A 17545-nucleotide genomic window follows, 5' to 3' on the forward strand; every position below is an offset into this window, starting at 1 on the left:
AAGGGTGGGGCGAGGCGTAAACACAGTGATGATTTCCAGGCAGAAGTGCTGGCGCAACGCCGTCAGTCTGGCAAGTCGATAGCAAGCGTGGCTTTGAAGCGTGGCTGTTGCCGCCGACCGAAAACTGACCACCGGGGGTGCGGCGTAAAACTTGGACTGGTTTATGCCGTAAATCCTAGGCTCGCCCGGTATTCGAGGGGACTGAGTGAGTCAAGGGATATCTTGATGCGCTTTTCGCTATACCAGCAGATGTAGGAGTCAACGATGTGGATGAATTCCTCAATAGTGACGTCCTGTCAGCTCAGAGGATAGAACAGTTCCGTTTTCAGACGTCCGAAGAAACCCTCACAGGCAGCGTTATCTGGTGAGCACCCTTTGCGCAACATCGATCGAATCATCTTTGCGTCGTCCATCCTTGAGAGCCATCCAGGCCAGCGATAGTGGGCGCCACGATCAGAGTGAATGACAGGTCGCTTTTCGCATTCAGCCACCACCTCAATAGCCGTATCCAACATCGTATTCACCAGCTCGGCATCTGGGCGTGTACCGATCGTCCAGCTGATCACCAATCCATCGAAGCAGTCGATCATGGGCGAGAGATATACCTTCCCAGCCGGGATGTGGAATTCTGTAATATCGGTCAGCCACTTCTCATTCGGGGTCTCAGCATGGAAGTCCCGATTGATAAGATTCTCCGGTGCGGGGCTGATTTCTCCGAGGTAGGACCCATACCGTCGCCTTCTATTAGCAGCCACAACCAAGCATTCCTGCTTCATCAAGCGTTGCACGACTTTTTCAGAGAAATGTAGATGGCGCAGACCAAGTGCTGCACGTATCCGCCTGTAACCGTAGCAACGATGATTGCTCTGGAAGACGTCGGTGATGGCAATACGAACGTCCGCGTATTTGTCAGCTCTTCTCAGCTGGGCGCAGTGATAGAAGTAGGAGCTACGGGCCAGGTCAAGTTCGGCAAAAAGCTCCGCAAGCGCATAGGTTTGCTTCAGGGCGTCAACCAACAGTGTCTTCTCCCGGTTGCTCAGGAGCTGCGGGGCGACGCCCAGTCCTTTTTTTAAGAGTTCATTGGCCTTTTTAAGTAGGTCATGTTCAAGCTGCAGGCGTCGGATGTTGCGTTGAAGTAAATCGACTTGCTGCTGCAGGTCGGTCAGCTGCGTCTTATCTGGAACTGAATCTGAGCCCTTCGGTGGTTTCATGGATGCGGGAGCCTCACGACCCAGTAGTTGATTCTTCCAGTTGTACAACGTCGGCCTACACACTGCCAACTTATCAGCAATTTCTTGTGCATTCGTTGTCCTGGTGCACAGTTCAATCACCGCCGCACTCTTGAGCTCCAGAGGGTGCGGGACGCTCGGCGCTCTGCCCACCATGCGTTGCCATACTTCAGGGTGCAGTTCATCAATCCAGACCGTGAGTGTTTCCCGGCAAGGGTATCCCAGTGCCGTCATGGTTGAAGCAATGCAGCGATCGTGGTCAAGGTAGTGCTGAACCGCAACCTGCCGCTGTTGGTCGGAGTATTTGGACATTGAGCGTGTGTAGCCTAATTGCAAGTCGCGGCCTTGCTCGTACTCCCGATGCCAGCTCTTGAGTGAATTCTTTGTTGGATAGCCCAACTGAAGAATGGTCGGGCCAGTGCGTTTGCCCAGCTTGATATAGAGCTTGACGGCTCGAATGCGAGCTTCGTATGAAAACATGAACTACCTCCAAGTAGTCCAAGTTATTGTCCGCACCCCCAGTGGGTAAGTTTTCGGTCGGCGGCAACAGCTGGCATTCGCAGGTCGTAATGCAGCCCGGAACGCGCAACTCTCAACAGCGCACATGCCCGCCGCTGGCTCAGTCCACGCTGTACAGCGTAGTGAACCTGCTTCAGCCGAGCCTGTGCGCTCACCATTTTTTTGCGTTGATTTCCTTCATGACATCGATTTCCAGGTCACGGTCAACCAGCATCTTCTTCAAGCGGGCGTTTTTCGCCTCCAGTACTTTGAGCCGCTTTACCTCATCGGTATCGAGCTGGCTGAACTTCTTGCGCCAGATGTATATCGTCGCCTCACTCACGCCATGGCGCTTGGCCACCACTGCAACACTGTCTTGGTCCGTTTCGCGCAGTACTCGAACAATCTGCTCGTTACTGAATCTTCCCTGCTTCATTCCCGCCTCTCCTCGCAGAAGAGACCATTTTCTCAAGCTTCAATTGGTCTGAAATTTCCCGGGTAGGTCAAAGGCTATCACGCCTTTGCTGGCTGCTGTCTCTCCAAGCTGTGAGACAAGTCATTGCATCCAAATTCCACAGAACGGAAAAGCCTGTCGAGCGCCGCCTCGTAACTCCAAACTAGCAGACTGGCAGCGCCTGCAATGGCGAGGAACACTAGTATCGTGCCTGCGTTAGCGACCATTTGCTCCTTCGTGCTTAGCGGCTGATCGAGGGTTTTCGAAAAGACATACCCTGCGCCACCCCACAGCAAACCGACGAGCCACTTGAAATTCGTAACTCTGGCGCGCACACGTTCTTCGAGAGGCTTGACCGACTTCTTAAGGAGTTCAAGTTCCTTTGTCGTCGCAAACCCTCGGCCTTTTAGGTGGTCCGCTACAAATTGAACCGTGGCCGGTGTTAGTCCGCCCGCGCCAAATTTGCTTGGAACCGCGAAAGCAGCCAAGAGCATGGGTATGAGTAGCGGTTGACGAAGCATTCGCAGTTGTTGGCGATGAGGTCGTACTTCACCTGACCTTGTTTGAGTTCAGCCAGAGCCCTCCTGGCCACCTCGACGTTGCTGTGGGGCCCGGCGGTGGGTTCCACACGGACGTCACCGTTCGCGGCGTACCTTCGCTGAAAATCTTCTAGCGTCGCTACCTGGTAGCCGTCGACCATCAACTCAGCAAGGTAGACCACGCCGTCGAACATTCCTCGCCCAAGTACCAACGCATGGTGCTTTGGTCCATCAAAACCAAATTCTTTGGTGATGGCGCCCACGAGACGCGCACCAGTGACGTCGATCTGCTGCAGCTGCATGCGGTCCCCGTTATCGAGCTTTTTCTCTGCTCAGAAAACGCGCGGTGCGGTCGTTCGGCTATCAGTAGTTTTCCGATGAATCACCTAGTGTGCTTGTCAGCGGCCAGAATGCCGGTCGGCGGTGTCCGGCTGGTCGCTGCCGCAACTTTCAACTCAGGAATCAGACACTATGAACGAAACAAACGCAGCTCCAACAGCAACCAAACCGACTGAGCCCCTGCCCGGTCAGCCTGCGCAGGAAACGCAATCCATTTCCTGGTCGGCGATGGCCAAGGCGGGTGCCGCCGCTCTGGGTGCAACGGCCACGGCTTTGAATTTTATTGGTCAAGAAGCCTATGCACGCTATCTTGGCCACTGGGGATTTGACGATGGCATGCTGCCGTTGGACACCAGCAACCGTGTTCATTATGGCTACATTGCCATCCTCGAAAGCATCCACACGTTGCTTACCGGGACGTTGGGAAAACTACTCCTGTTGGTCGTCTTCATCTTCGCTGGCATTCTGATTTGGACTAACTCATTCGCAAAGAAGAACCAACCTGGCGACACCAAGATCGGCAAATGGTTGAAATGCATTGCCGATCGCATGCCCCCATCGCTCAAGAGCTTTTTAGCGTCCTTCGGCATTTCAGGGCTGATTGTTGTCCTTATGTTCCAGGTGACCTTTGCCGCCTTCGTCGGGCTCGCCTTGGCTCCCATCATCGGCGAGCACGCTGCCGGCAAGTGGGCTAAGAATAAGGGAGACGATATCAAGAAGGGTTGCCAACGCAAGGACAAGCACAGCGTATGCGCGGAGCTCACGCGCGACGGAAAGGTGGTAGGGACCGGGCTAATCATCGCGAGCTCGACGGCGCGTATTGCCTACTTCGACATCACGGCAAAGCATGGCCGGCTTATCAAGTTCGAAGATGGAGAGCTGACCGGGTGGACTCCATGATGGTCGTGCACGCCCTGGAATCCGCACGAAGTTTGCGCAAGTCCTATTGCTGAAGGCGCGCGCGTGCATGGCGCGGAGGCTGTACGGTGCGGCTGCAAGACACACCTTTTGCCGAATTGATGCTGCAAGCGCTGTCCGGGCCGGGAGGGGCGTTGCCCCCTTCCCGCCCGACTTCCCCCGCCGCAGGCTCACAAAGCAGTCTCTGATGAACGGCCGCCGCTAGCCTGAAAGCGACGTCGCAGTAGCGAGCACCCCGCAGTGCAGCGATAGCGGTCATCGGAAGGAGCGATGCCTCCGTCCAATTACGCTTGGCCCGCCCTTCATAGGTGGCCAAACAGTATCAACTTCGAAACGCTCGCTGGAACTTCTTCCAACGCATGGGATGGTGACTTGTGTCAGATAATTGCTGCGCGCAGCAAGCCGGGGCGCTCACATTCAGCCAGGCGGCCGCCTAGTACACCGCGGCCCACGACGCCGGTTGGCGTAGCGCGAGGAGGGACCAACGAAGCTTCCTTCTGGGCGCTGGAAGGGGCTTCGCCGCAACCTTAAACGTGCCTTTTGACGGGCGGGCAGCAAGAGGTGTCTCTGTCGATCCTCCTCCCGTGTCGGTCGAGGATGCATCCGACTGTGCGCTTCGGGTATGAGATCCATATAAACTTGCGCGCGCGACGCGCGCGTGTTTAAACGACCACTGCGTCTGGTCGGGCAGGAGTTTTGTCGCTCGAACGAATCCTGCCTCCTTGTACAACCTTTACCAGACGAGCAACTGACCCGCGCATCCATGCACCACGAAGACGACAGCCCCGGCCATCACCTGCAACGATCAGACTTCATTCGACGGCTTGTTCAAGCACCACCACCATCAGTTGCCCCGGGCAATCAGGGACCATCTATTCCCCGGCGAATCGTGCAGTACTGGCATGACCTTCAGGCGCTGCCTGTTGACGTGCAGGAGTGCATGGACTCGTGGTCGAGGTGGGGATCAAGTGGATTCGAGTACCGTGTCTTCGACGCGCGCAGCGCAGCTCGCTTCATTGGACAATCGTTTGGAAAGGACCATCTGCGGGCGTTCATGCGCTGCTACCACCCCGCGATGCAGGCCGACTACTTCCGGCTGTGCTATCTCGTCATCAATGGCGGAATGTATGTCGATGCCGATGACGTGTGCATCGCCGAGGACATCACGGAGCTGTTCTTCGGGAATTTCGTTAAGGTTCAGCCGCTATGCTACGACATCGCTTCTGACTCGATGGTTCAGTGCGAAGTCTTCCTGCAAGCGGGAACCAACCGGGAAGGGTTGATTTTCTACGTCAACAACAACCCGTTGATCGCTTGCGAGGGAGACCCTATCGTTAGCCGAGCGCTTGAGCGTGCGACCCTGCGCTTAAACATCGCAGCGGAGGGTGAGCTGCCGGAGATTCAATCGACTACCGGCCCGGGCAACCTATCGCGCATCATCTTCGAGCTGGGCGCGCGATGCCCTGATGAGCACCGGGTGACCATACTTCGAACCTGGGACTCGATTGGCATTTCCAAGTGGCCGCTGGGCTATCGTGCCGACGGCAGAAACTGGCGAAAATCCAATGGAAAGCGCTTTGCCTTTGATGGGGAAGCAGCGCCATGAACTTGTTCGAGCCACTGGGGGGCATCCGCTACCTGTTGCACACCATGTTCTTGCGCTTGCGCGTGCTGCTGCCGAAACAGAAGGCCTGCGCATTCGGCCCCGTGGGCGCTGGCTACCCGGGCAGGATTAGCGACATCTATGTGATCAATCTTGACAGGCAGCCGCAGCGGTTGGTGGCTGTTGCCCGGGAGCTGGATCGCATCGTGGATTGCACGGGGCAACCACTGACAAAGCGACTCATCCGGCATGCAGCCTGCGACGCGCAGGCCCTCCCCGCTGCGACGCTTGCCGGTGTCGATGTCGAGCCCTACTACACGCTTGCAGATCAACTGTCCGTCGACCCATATCCGCAGGTGCTACCGGACACGTTCGATTTGACTCGCCCGATCCGAATGAGCAATGCAGAGATTGCGGTGGCTCAATCGCACATTGATATCTGGAAGAGGATTGGCAGTTCTAAGGCGCCTTACGCGCTGGTGCTAGAGGATGACGTTTGGTTCGAACAAGGCTTTAGCAGCCTTGTCGATACAGCGTGGGAGGAGATGCGAGATCGCGACGGGGCCGATCCTGACTTTGACGTGCTTTATCTGTCCTTCAAAGAGGTGAAGCATGGTGCTCCCAAGATTGCGCTCTCGCGCAGTGTCTTTCGACCGGAGCGCGGGCTTTGGTATCTCTCGGGGTATGTGCTGTCCAAACGTGGCGCCCAGCGGCTTCTTGCACGCTTGCCGTGCCGCGGGCCGGTTGACCTTTGGATCAATCAGCAGTTCCCAGTGATAGACGTGCGCGCGCTGCGCCGCTCCGTCATCCCTCAGCGCGTCGATCTGCTATCTACGAACTCCTACTCTATTCTTCCCGTCCTGAGTCAGATCGGGATTCTTTCCGATGCAACGCCCGGTACATTCCATCAGCGTCCCACGGAATCACCGGTGTTTGCCTTCGGCTCTCAGAACGCGGGCCTATCCTCCCTGGCCGCGGCCTTGTCGATGCTGGGCTATCGCTGCTGCAGCGACTTGAACGACCTCCCGCCTGTGGAGCGAGGCCGCTTGCTTCGAGGTCAGCGTGGACGCGTTTTTGATGCCTACGTCAATGTCGCCGCACTTGAGCCCCACATCGCGCAGCTCAAGGGGCGGTATCCTGGGGCGAAGTTCGTCATCGTCGGCGAAATCCCCGAGAACTTGCCCCTGCCCCCTGAGAGCATCTTGCACCTGCGTGCTGTTCCAGAGGGCTGGACGGAGCTATGTGAGTACCTGCGTATGCCGCCACCCAGCGCTAGCTATCCGTGCGCTGCGGAGCGAGGTGTTCGTCGTCTTCGCCCTCCTGCGGCAGCAAGTGAAGGACTGGCAAGAGGCAAGCGGCTGGAGCACGATGCTTCGCCGTGGGTTGTCCCGGCATCGCACCACTGGCACGGCATCGACGTTGAGCTACGCCAGCCGGGGCCGAGATCGGGGGCATCTCGAGCCCGGTTTGACGACCACTTGAGCGGACTCGACACGTCTCGTTGGCTGTCGCGCGACGATACGTTCCCCGGAAACCTCGCACTCTTCAGGCCTGGCAGCGTGAGAGTTCTGCCTTCTGGCGGTTTAGAGCTGGTGGTCGCAAGTGCGTCGCTTGGTGTCCGTGAACTGAGCGCGGGAGCTGTTTCCAGCCGGGGGCAGTTTCTGTACGGTCGCTTTGAGGCAAATCTGCGAGCGACCAACGTTCCTGGCTTGGTTTCGGGCTTCTTCCTCCACCGAGATCTTCCGCGCCAGGAGATCGATGTGGAGATCACAGGTAACCGTCCAGACCAGATGCTGGCTAATGTCTTCTTCAACCCCGGCTGCGACGGCGCGAAGTTTGACTACGGTTACCGGGGGACGCCGTTTGCCATCGAACTCGGGTTCGACGCCTCTGAAGAGTTCCACACCTACGCAATTGAGTGGTCGCCTGACGAGATCCGATGGCTCGTCGACGATCGCCTTGTGCATCGGAGAGTACTCTGGGACCCTACGCCGATTCCCAATCTGCCTATGACGCTGCATGTGAACACCTGGCCGACACGGTCGCATGAGCTTGCAGGAAGACTTGTGCGCGAGTCTTTGCCGGCTGTTGCTGCGGTTCGGCGCATCGCGGTGGATGCGAACAGCACCGATACGCAGGGCTATGACCGCCAGCGACACAACGCCCGCGGACCGACACAGACTCTGGTTTAGTGCGCCGTCTTTCGCGTCTGCTACTCTATAAACTTTGAGGCGTCGACGACAGGGAGGACAACGTGACCCTACTACAAGAAATTCAGAACGAATCCAACGGTGCGCTGTTTCGGCGTGCAGACCTGCACATTCACTCATTTGGCGAGGATGGCTCATACGACGTGACGGACGCGACGATGACGCCTGAGAGCATCGTCGATACGGCGATCACGGAGCGGCTCGACCTCATCGCGATCACCGATCACAACAACATCACGAACATCCGCCGAGCGCTGAAGTATGCGGACGGCAAAGGCCTGTTTGTTGTCCCCGGTGTGGAGCTTTCAACGCCGCAGGGGCATCTGCTGGTGTACTTCGAGACGGCTGAACAGCTGCAGCGCTTTTTCGGTAAGCTGACTATTTCGGACGACAGGAAGGCCTGCCACAACACCATCCCTCAGTGTCTCCGCTTCGCCGAAGAGTTCAACGGCTTCGGCATCTGCGCACATATCGAGCTGGACAGTGGCCTGGAGAAGGCGCACCCGAAATTTGACGCATTCAAACAGGAGGTCTTCAACTGCTCCAACCTGTTAGGCCTTGAGATCACCAATGCCGCGAATGGTGCTTGGTTTTCTCACGACGACACTGATGTCAATCGCCGCAACTGCGTTGTGGCCCGATGTGCGACGCTCGGTCTTGAAGCCGGCGTCGATCTTGCGAAGGTGATGTCCTCGGACGCGCACACCCTCAACGCCTTGGGCCGCAACGCCAGCGGCAACAGAAAGCTGACCCGACTCAAGATGGAGGCCCTGACTTTCGCGTCGTTGCGGATTGCACTGAAGGATGCCGCGGCGCGAGTGCGCCTTGAGGACCTTGTCCCAGCGTCGGTGCCGAGGTTCGTAGGGATCAAGCTGGAAGGCGGATTCCTCAAAAACCAAGTCGTCCACTTCAGTCCTAACCTGACCTGCATCATCGGCGGTCGCGGTGCCGGAAAGTCAACGCTGTTGGAGTCGCTTCGCGCGGCTTCGGGCAATGCCGCCGAAGGCGCGATCATCGACTCGGAGGTGTGGCCAGACGCCATTTCGCTCGTCTACGAAGACGAAGTGGGGGAGCGCCACACGCTGACTCGCAGCAAGCTCTGCGATGTGATGAACGCTGATCCGGAAGGGCCGACGGCTGTTGCAATCGAAAGCTATGGACAAGGCGAAACGGCTGACACGATCCAGCACTGCGACACCGACCCGTCGATCCTGCTGCGGTTCCTGGACGGTTTCATCGACTTTGGCGAACTGCGAAAGCAGGACGAGGCCTTACGCGATGAGATTCTCGCAAATCAGACAGCTATCGAAACGCTGCAACAGAGCATCAACCAGATCGGACCAACAGAGAAGGCCAAGGGAATCGCCGACACACAGGTCGCAGTACTGAAGAAGCAGAACGCAAGCCAGGTCGTCGAGCTGGAGGAAAAGCTGGCCAAGGAGCGGCGTTTCCGTGATGGTCTGAAGCGCAACCTTAGTGAGCTTCTCACGTCCATCACCAACAGCCTGACTGGGGACGAGCTGCGCAAGTTAACAGCCGACGTTGATGGCAACGGCCTTGCGGTCGGCAAGGCGGAGTTTGAGGTCGTCAAGGGGCTCGTAGATAGTCTTGCGACAGAGATCGAGACGCTATCCGGTCAGCTCAAACAGAAAGTCATCGCCGCGAACGACAAGATCGCGGCGCAGCTTCAGGTCTGGATCGCGCGCGAGAAGGAGACGCAGGACAAAATCGAGGAAATTCGGCGCGAACTAGACAGGCAGAACATCAAGCTCGACATGGCGTTTATCCGCAAGGTCACGAAGGATGCTGCCGATTTGCAGGCGCGGCTGACCGAGCTGAAGAAGAGCCTGCCAAAGCAGCAGGAGGCATTCAAGGAGCGCAAGCGTCTGATTCAGGAACGGACTGGCCTGCGCGTGAAGATTTTCAACGCCCGCCTCGCGTTTGCGACAACGATGAACGGCAATCTTGCCGCTGCCGTTGTGGACTATCGGGTCAAGTTTCAGTTTTACGAAGGATTGCTGGCACCCGAGATGGAAGAGCTAATTAAGAGCACTATGGGTTGGCGGACCTCTCAGGTTCCACGCGCGGCGCTCATTGCCGCCACACTTTCACCGGCTCAGCTCCTTGCTGCCGTCAATGCGAAAGATGCTTCGGCACTCGAACAGCTGAACGATTCCGATGGCAACCGTGTGTTCTCGAAGGGCGACGCCGCCGACATCATCACCAAGCTGTCGGAATGGCAGGCCAAGTGTGCGCTTGAGCGCGTCGCGTTCGAAGATAGGCCCGAGATCAAGGTGACGCAGGTTGTCGAGAATTCGGATGGCACCCAAGGCTATCGCGTCCGAGATTTCGCCAAACTCTCGCTCGGCCAACAGCAGGCCATCCTATTGACGGTGCTGCTGTTCTCTAAGAGCCGCGTGCCGCTAATCATCGATCAACCAGAAGACAATCTCGACGGTGAGTTCATCTACAAGACCGTTGTGCGTTCGCTGCGCAGCATCAAGGAGCACCGACAGGTCATCATCGTCACGCACAACCCCAACATCGCCGTTCTCGGAGACGCCGAGCTGATCATCCCGCTGCGTGGTGCCAGCGAAGTGTCCGTGATCAGGGACCGTGGGTCGATTGGAGTTGACCCCATTTCACGGACACCTTATTGTTCTAACAGAAGGAGTCCGAAGTGTCCAAACCGCACACACCAAAGCAGCCGTATCCGGCGCAGTTTCGCCAACAGATGATTGAACTGGTTCGCGCTGGGCGGAAGCCCGGTGAATTGGCCAAGGAGTTTGGTTGCCATGCCACCAGCATCACGAACTGGTTACGGCAAGCCGATGAGGCCAGCGGCATAGCACCAAGCCAGGCCGGCGCGCTTAGCGCTAGCGAACGCCAGGAGTTGATCGAGTTGCGTCGCAAGTTACGCCAGGTACAGATGGAGCGCGACATATTGGCAAAGGCTACGGCCTGGTTTGCCAACAACGGCGACAAGACGTCTACCCCGTCTACACGCTGATTGCGGCGAATCAGGCCGAACTACCGGTACGCACCATGTGCAAAACCCTCAAGGTCTCCGCCAGTGGCTTTTACGATTGGTGCCAGCGCCCGCTGAGCCAACGCCAACAGGCCAATGCCACTCTGACGACGCAAATCCGTGCAGCCTTTGTCGCCAGCGACGAAACCTACGGCATGCCACGCATCCGTGCTGAGTTGCAGGACGCAGGCATTGTTGCCAGTCGCAAACGCATTGCCCGCCTGATGCGCCTGGCGCAGATACGCGGGGTGAGCAGGCGGCGCAGCTTCTGCGTGACCACTGAACGTGATGTGCGCCATCGGCCGGCCCCCGACTTGGTAAACCGTGAGTTCGTAGCGACCGACATCAACCAGCTGTGGGTAGCCGACATGACCTACATACCGACGTGGGCGGGGTTCTTGTACTTGTCTGTGGTCATGGATGTGTACAGCCGCAAGGTCGTGGGCTGGGCCTTCGGGGAGCGCATGACCTCTGACCTGGTGATACAGGCGCTGAACATGGCCTTGATGACTCGAAAGCCAGATTCGGTGATTCATCATTCCGACCAGGGCAGCCAGTACACCAGCATTGCCTTTGGTAACCGATGCAAGGAAATGGGCGTACGCCCATCCATGGGAACCGTGGGCGACGCGTATGACAACGCCATGGCCGAGAGCTTCTTTGCCAGCTTGGAGTGCGAGCTGATCGCTCGGCGCAGCTGGAAGACCAAGACCGAAGCAAGGCTGGCAGTCTTTACATGGATAGAGAGTTGGTACAACCCGCGCAGGCGGCATTCAGGAGTGAATTACCAGTCGCCCAATACATTTGAGAGGAAGCAACAGGAAAAAACCATCAACACCGAAAACCAGATAATCCAAGAGCTTCAATGAAGAAGCTCAGACTGTCCGTGGAAACGGGTCAAGTCCAAGCCTCCATTAACAAGGCATTGACTTAGCTGGATCTGGGTGCTCCCCACCTACTGCGCGCAACATGTTCGCGCACTTGCCACGCGCCCGTCCGGCAGATTGCTTGAGTGCTGCAGACTGCCTTCGAGTGACGGCATACGGCCGAAGCAGTCGTTAAAAGACTTCGCCACTCACTTGTAGATGACGCTGCTTCAGTCACTTCGGAGTGCTCACTCAGGGTCGCTCCTGCCACTCCAACGAACCTGCTGGCAGCCCAAAGTCCCGTTCCATCCATTCAGTGAAGTAGCGCTTTGCGCGGGCCTCGTCCCTGTCACGGACGGTCGGGTAGTTGTAGTTGTAGCTCTGCTGTACTGCCTTGATGTTGATGAGGCCACCTGCGTTCTCGCGCCAAACTTTAGCGAAAGCCACGCCGGCATTCAGGCCTTCACCAATCCATTCGCTGTCAGCCGGCGCATTGGTGCTGTCTAATGAGCGGGTGGGAAGCCCGTTGTCCCGTTTGAAGTCGTTGGTAGATACCAAGTACATGAAATCCACGTCCATCGGCCTTGCATGGTCGGCAAAGTGAATCAAGTCTTGCGAGGTATGGCCTTCCGGATAAAGCAACTCAACGTACATACCATCACGCACGACAGCCTCCAAAAGCGGGGCGAAGTCTTGGTCACCGGACACAAAAGTCAGCCGGTGCATGTTTTTACGGTGGGTGTGGGTCAGCATGTCGACGGCAATAAGGATGTCGACTTCCTTTTGCTCCTGCCGAGATTTCTTGCGATGCCGTGCGATGCCCTCGCTGACATGCCACCCCGGCAGCGACCGCAGTTGATTGAAGAAGCTTAGCTTGGCGTTTACTTTGGCCGCGTGTTCTGCATCGTCCGCGCTAGATGCCTTAGCGGGAAGGCAGTCGTAATAGAACGCCTTCTGGCAGTGGCCCTGCAACGCCCGATAGTCAATTTTGATAGGCTTGCCAAACCATTCCATTCCCACCTGCTCGGCAGTACAGCGCAGTTGTTCACCATCGATGAATAAATAGTGCAATTCCTTGGGCCCGGTATACCCCCCTGCTGAGAACGCCATCTCTACTCCTTGACAAGGGGACCCGTACGGAAGTACTAGTTTGTCACCTCTTGCGGTCATCTTATCCCGACAGCTGCGTCCTTTTGAGGACACCAAAGGTGAAGCAGTGCGTACGGCCAGAGCTGAACTTTGCTCGCGCAACTCCGTATGTTTCTCAATTCGCCTTCAAAGGTGGACGTTTTTGGTATCCCTGCAAAAAGCTCGGTTTTCAAAGGTGGACGTTTGTGGGACGCCCCATTTGCAGGGGACTATTGCTGCCACACGAGGCGAATTTCATCGCCCTGTGAACCGATGGGTTTGACCATCACATCTCAGGAGCAAGCACATTAGCAACCAATCCGATTCCGCTGACGCCGGTAGTGATCTATCGACTGCGAACACAGTGGTCCCTGATGACTTCCCCCACGACCCGTTCCCTGCTGCGTTGTCTGGTGCCCAGCCCAAGGTCTCCGCACGTTTGATCGACGGCAGATACGTCGTTGGTTTGACGGCTGAAGAGCGGGCCGAGCGTTACATCGGATGTCTCGACCTTGTTGACCAATTGACTGCGTACGTAAAACGAAAGCTCGTCGAGAAGCCCGACCAGACCCAGGCCGCAATCCTCGACAGCTTGGCTGATCGCATGCCGCACCAAGGCTGGGATGTGGGAAGAACTGAACTGGAGTGGATGGAAAAGCACCTGCGAGCCCGCTTCGCAGAGCCAACTGCTGCATGACGGATGAGTGGAAGTCTCGACAAAGCCTGTATCCGAGATAGCGCTTTCAACCATTGACCTGGAAGTACTGCCATGCACAAGCCACGAATAGCCATAGACGCGGACGGTGTCTTGCTTGACTACAACCTTGCGTATGCCGATGCATGGAAACTTGCGTTCGGGGTCCATTCGCAAGAGAAGGAACCCACCGCGTACTGGCCGTGGGACCGCTGGGATGTCGAGTTTCTGGCAGGCGACAGTTTGAAGCACTTCCGCACGGTTTTTGACAAACAGTTCTGGGAGTCCCTGCCGGCTCTACCAGGTGCCGTGCAGGCTTGCGAGGATCTTTATGCCGCGGGTTATGAGCTGGTTTGTGTGACCGCGCTGGAGACCGAATTTTGTAGAGCGCGACAGGTCAATCTGCAGCAACTCGGATTCCCGATTGAAATGGTCCTCACGACCCCGAGCCATGATGCCGGCGAAAGCCCAAAGGCCCTTGTCCCGGAACTCCTGCGTCCCGTGGCCTTTGTCGATGACTACCTTCCCTATATGGATGGTGTGCATCCCTCGATTCACCAGGCTCTGATCACACGAAACCCTATTGGCTCCCCCAACACAGGGGAGGCCTTGTCCTCTGTCTCCTCCATACATGGAGACCTGCTGGAGTTCAGCCGATGGTGGCTCGCAAACCCGTCCCACAAACACGGTGGAGCCTCGGAAAAAACCGGTTCGACTGATGCCAAACGTCGTATCACTCGTCGTTGAGCGCAGGATTGAGGCCATGAGCCGCAGCAAACTCAAGACCCCCATCTTCGGCATGACCCACGCGAAGACCGAAAAACGGGACAAACAGGAGTGGCATCCCGTATGCGCGCCAAGGTACGGTCCGCCTTGGCCGTGGCTGCTCCGAAGCAGTTGGCCGGCTATATGGCACCAGAACGATGTTAGCAATACGTGGATCATGGCCAAGTCCCATTCAACCGTGCGATTTCTGACAGAAGGATGGCTCACTGCGCGACATCTACGTGCTCAACACCGCCTTAACCGACTGGGCGTTGTTGCTCTCTCTCGCAGAAAAGCATGGCCATCGGCATTCGTACGATGGTCAAGATCGCAAGTTACCCGGGATAGAAAAAATCTCCACCACTCGTGACGGAGACCATCTCTTGAGCGTTAAATTCGGAGGGGTCACAGCAAACTGTCATTTCTTCGTTCCAGACGAAATCGAACTCGATCTGCTGGAAATACAGAGCCGTGCCGACCACTGTGAAGTCCTTCAGTTTCTTGGAGCACTAGCAGGAGGTACGAACAAAAAGGTTTCAGTATCGGCCACCAAACGAATTCGAATCACAACTCGCTCAGCTGGCGGCTAAGTTCTGACAGTCCTGCTGGTCCAGACCGAGAGGTTCGCTCCATCATTCATGATAATAAACAATAGTTGAAATATGAGTTGACTGTGTTGCGTGAAGTGCGCGGTTTCTGACTTTAGGCGCTGCGCGTACAGCATCATTAGCAGTGCGGCCGGGGCATCGAGCTCGGCCTTTGACAGCAGTCCTAAGCGGTCTGGCGGAGCGGCTGCAAGACCATTAAAGCGGAGAACCAACGCAGGATTCATTCCGATGCCGCGACTTTGGGCGACTGCTACTGATTAGCGTTCGATAACAAAAAAGGCCCCTCACCGAGGGGCCTTTTTACTTGTAGGTCATCCCTAACGGTTTAACCCGCGGTGGCCTCTTCCGGCTTGGACTTGCCCCTTTTTTCTGGTTGAGGCTGAATATCAAGCAAAACCTCTGTTTTGCTTTCGTCGGTATCGTCCAGATCGACCGTCAGGCGGCCGCCCTCAGTCAGCCGGCCAAACAGTAACTCATCGGCCAGGGCCCGGCGAATGGTGTCTTGGATCAAACGCTGCATCGGACGCGCACCCATCAGAGGATCAAAGCCCTTCTTCGCCAAGTGCTTGCGCAGCTTGTCGGTAAAGGTGACGTCAACTTTTTTCTCAGCCAACTGGGTTTCCAATTGCAGTAGGAACTTGTCGACGACACGCAGGATGATGTTCTCGTCCAGTGCTTTAAAGCTGACGATGGCGTCCAGACGGTTGCGGAATTCGGGCGTGAACAGACGTTTGATATCCGCCGCTTCATCCCCTGCCTCACGCGGATTCGTGAACCCGATACTGGCCTTGTTCATCGTTTCGGCACCCGCATTGGTGGTCATCACAATGATCACGTTGCGGAAGTCAGCCTTGCGCCCGTTGTTATCGGTCAGCGTGCCGTGGTCCATAACCTGCAACAGCACATTGAAGATTGCTGGGTGCGCCTTTTCAATCTCATCGAGCAACAGAACGCAATGTGGTTTCTTGGTGATGGCCTCGGTCAACAAACCACCCTGGTCAAAACCCACATAGCCCGGCGGCGCACCGATCAAACGGCTCACCGCGTGCTGCTCCATGTATTCGCTCATGTCAAAGCGAATCAGGTCAATGCCCATAATGTAGGCCAACTGTTTGGCGGCTTCGGTTTTGCCAACACCGGTAGGGCCGCTGAACAAGAACGAACCAATCGGCTTGTCACCCTTGCCAATACCCGAGCGCGCCATCTTGACTGCAGACGCCAGCACGTCCAGCGCCTTGTCCTGGCCAAACACCACATTGCGCAAATCACGTTCGAGCGTCTTGAGCTTGCTGCGGTCATCGTTGGACACATTGGCGGCCGGAATACGCGCGATCTTGGCCACGATCTCCTCAACCTCGGTCTTGGTGATGGTCTTCTTACGCTTGCTCGCAGGCAAGATGCGCTGGGCTGCCCCCGCCTCATCAATGACGTCGATCGCCTTGTCAGGCAAGTGGCGGTCATTGATGTATTTGGCGCTCAGTTCTGCGGCTGCTTGCAAAGCCGCCACGGCGTACTTGACGTTATGGTGCTCTTCAAACCGGGATTTGAGGCCCTTGAGAATCTCGACCGTTTGCTCGACAGTTGGCTCTACGACATCCACCTTCTGGAAGCGGCGTGACAAGGCGGCATCTTTTTCAAAGATGCCGCGATACTCAGAGAACGTGGTAGCCCCAATGCACTTCAAAGCACCGGAACTCAAACCGGGTTTCAGCAGATTGGACGCATCAAGCGTCCCGCCCGAGGCAGCGCCCGCACCGATCAAAGTATGGATCTCATCAATGAAGAGCACGGCGCTTGGCTTGTCCTTCAGTGCCTTCAACACGCCCTTGAGGCGCTGCTCAAAATCTCCACGGTATTTTGTACCTGCCAGCAACGCACCCATGTCGAGCGAGTACACCGTGGCTTCCGCCAGGATTTCGGGCACATCGCCCTGCGTGATGCGCCAGGCCAAGCCTTCGGCAATGGCAGTCTTGCCCACACCAGCCTCCCCAACCAGCAGCGGGTTGTTCTTGCGACGCCGGCACAGGATCTGTATCACGCGCTCGACCTCATACTCGCGGCCAACCAGCGGATCAATCTTGCCGTCCTTGGCGAGCTGGTTAAGGTTCACGGTGAACTGCTCCAGCGGCGATGCCTTTTCGCTCTTTTCGCCAGATCCATCCTCGCTTTCAGCAGGGTTCTCGCTCGCCTTGGTAGGTGACTCAGGGGGATCGTTCTTCTTGATTCCGTGGGCGATGAAATTGACCACGTCCAACCGCGTCACACCCTGCTGGTGGAGGTAGTAGACGGCATGTGAATCCTTTTCACCAAAGATGGCGACCAGCACATTGGCACCGGTGACTTCTTTCTTGCCACTACCGGTAGACTGCACATGCATGATGGCGCGCTGGATGACGCGCTGAAAGCCCAGCGTGGGCTGGGTGTCCACGTCATCCGTGCCCGCGACCTGCGGCGTGTTGTCTTTGATGAAATTCGACAGCGACTTGCGCAAATCGTCGATATTGGCAGAGCAGGCGCGCAATACTTCTGCGGCACTGGGATTGTCCAGTAGCGCAAGCAACAGGTGCTCCACGGTAATGAACTCGTGGCGCTGCTGGCGTGCCTCAACAAACGCCATGTGCAGGCTGACTTCCAATTCTTGGGCAATCATGAGATTTCCTTTAGCC

Annotated in this window: 12 protein-coding genes and 2 pseudogenes; 8 read left to right on the forward strand and 6 right to left on the reverse strand. The window is 56.8% G+C overall.

The features are described from left to right. Positions 1 to 161: 161 nt before the first annotated feature. The 4 genes and pseudogenes from AC097P_RS18430 to AC097P_RS18445 all read right to left on the reverse strand — a co-directional run bounded on the left by AC097P_RS18430 (position 162) and on the right by AC097P_RS18445 (position 3022). Positions 162 to 1709 (reverse strand): annotated as a pseudogene (locus AC097P_RS18430) (IS3 family transposase). A gap of 83 nt (positions 1710 to 1792) precedes the next feature. Next, positions 1793 to 2163, reverse strand: a pseudogene (locus AC097P_RS18435) (transposase); the annotation flags it as partial. A 77-nt stretch (positions 2164 to 2240) separates the two neighbouring features. Further along, positions 2241 to 2675 (reverse strand): hypothetical protein, encoded by a 435-nt coding sequence (locus tag AC097P_RS18440; protein WP_479611884.1) that lies wholly within the window; start codon positions 2673 to 2675, stop codon positions 2241 to 2243. Then, positions 2624 to 3022, reverse strand: a complete 399-nt coding sequence (locus tag AC097P_RS18445) for a lecithin retinol acyltransferase family protein (protein ID WP_479611885.1) — start codon at positions 3020 to 3022, stop codon at positions 2624 to 2626. Before AC097P_RS18445 ends, AC097P_RS18440 begins: the two co-directional genes overlap by 52 nt. A 169-nt stretch (positions 3023 to 3191) precedes the next feature. On the opposite strand from AC097P_RS18445, the gene AC097P_RS18450 reads away from it, so the two are divergent. The 5 genes from AC097P_RS18450 (at position 3192) to AC097P_RS18470 (ending at position 11687) form a co-directional block, all read left to right on the forward strand. After that, positions 3192 to 3959: a hypothetical protein gene (locus AC097P_RS18450; RefSeq protein WP_479611886.1), complete on the forward strand. Its 768-nt coding sequence runs from the start codon at positions 3192 to 3194 to the stop codon at positions 3957 to 3959. A 781-nt stretch (positions 3960 to 4740) separates the two neighbouring features. Then, entirely contained in the window at positions 4741 to 5583 is an 843-nt protein-coding gene (locus AC097P_RS18455) for a glycosyltransferase family 32 protein (protein WP_479611887.1), read from the forward strand. After that, the gene (locus AC097P_RS18460; RefSeq protein ID WP_479611888.1) at positions 5580 to 7772 is read left to right on the forward strand and encodes a family 16 glycosylhydrolase; all 2193 of its coding nucleotides are present in this window, start codon (positions 5580 to 5582) and stop codon (positions 7770 to 7772) included. Before AC097P_RS18455 ends, AC097P_RS18460 begins: the two co-directional genes overlap by 4 nt. Positions 7773 to 7834: 62 nt before the next feature. Next, entirely contained in the window at positions 7835 to 10528 is a 2694-nt protein-coding gene (locus tag AC097P_RS18465) for a TrlF family AAA-like ATPase (RefSeq protein ID WP_479611889.1), read from the forward strand. Continuing rightward, positions 10525 to 11687, forward strand: a protein-coding gene (locus AC097P_RS18470) for an IS3 family transposase (protein WP_479612096.1) whose coding sequence is annotated in 2 segments (ribosomal slippage) — positions 10525 to 10738 and positions 10738 to 11687 — 1164 coding nt in all. Because the reading frame shifts where the segments join, the coding sequence is not laid out codon by codon here. Before AC097P_RS18465 ends, AC097P_RS18470 begins: the two co-directional genes overlap by 4 nt. A 249-nt stretch (positions 11688 to 11936) precedes the next feature. On the opposite strand, the gene AC097P_RS18475 is transcribed toward AC097P_RS18470, so the two are convergent. After that, positions 11937 to 12794: an NYN domain-containing protein gene (locus tag AC097P_RS18475; protein ID WP_479611890.1), complete on the reverse strand. Its 858-nt coding sequence runs from the start codon at positions 12792 to 12794 to the stop codon at positions 11937 to 11939. Between the two features lie 382 nt (positions 12795 to 13176). Here AC097P_RS18475 and AC097P_RS18480 point away from each other — a divergent pair, with 382 nt between their 5' ends. From AC097P_RS18480 to AC097P_RS18490, 3 genes are all read left to right on the forward strand, one after another. Next, positions 13177 to 13509, forward strand: coding sequence for a hypothetical protein (locus tag AC097P_RS18480; protein ID WP_479611891.1), 333 nt, complete (start codon positions 13177 to 13179; stop codon positions 13507 to 13509). 72 nt (positions 13510 to 13581) lie between these two features. Further along, on the forward strand, positions 13582 to 14253 hold the full coding sequence (locus tag AC097P_RS18485; RefSeq protein ID WP_479611892.1) for a 5' nucleotidase, NT5C type: 672 nt from the start codon (positions 13582 to 13584) through the stop codon (positions 14251 to 14253). 260 nt (positions 14254 to 14513) lie between these two features. Further along, positions 14514 to 14861 (forward strand): hypothetical protein, encoded by a 348-nt coding sequence (locus tag AC097P_RS18490; RefSeq protein ID WP_479611893.1) that lies wholly within the window; start codon positions 14514 to 14516, stop codon positions 14859 to 14861. Positions 14862 to 15204: 343 nt separating this feature from the next. Here the strand turns inward: AC097P_RS18490 and clpA are convergent, their stop codons facing one another. Beyond that, the gene (clpA, locus tag AC097P_RS18495; RefSeq protein WP_479611894.1) at positions 15205 to 17529 is read right to left on the reverse strand and encodes an ATP-dependent Clp protease ATP-binding subunit ClpA; all 2325 of its coding nucleotides are present in this window, start codon (positions 17527 to 17529) and stop codon (positions 15205 to 15207) included. Between the last annotated feature and the right edge of the window lie 16 nt (positions 17530 to 17545).

Source organism: Rhodoferax sp. ZS1R8, assembly GCF_056521325.1.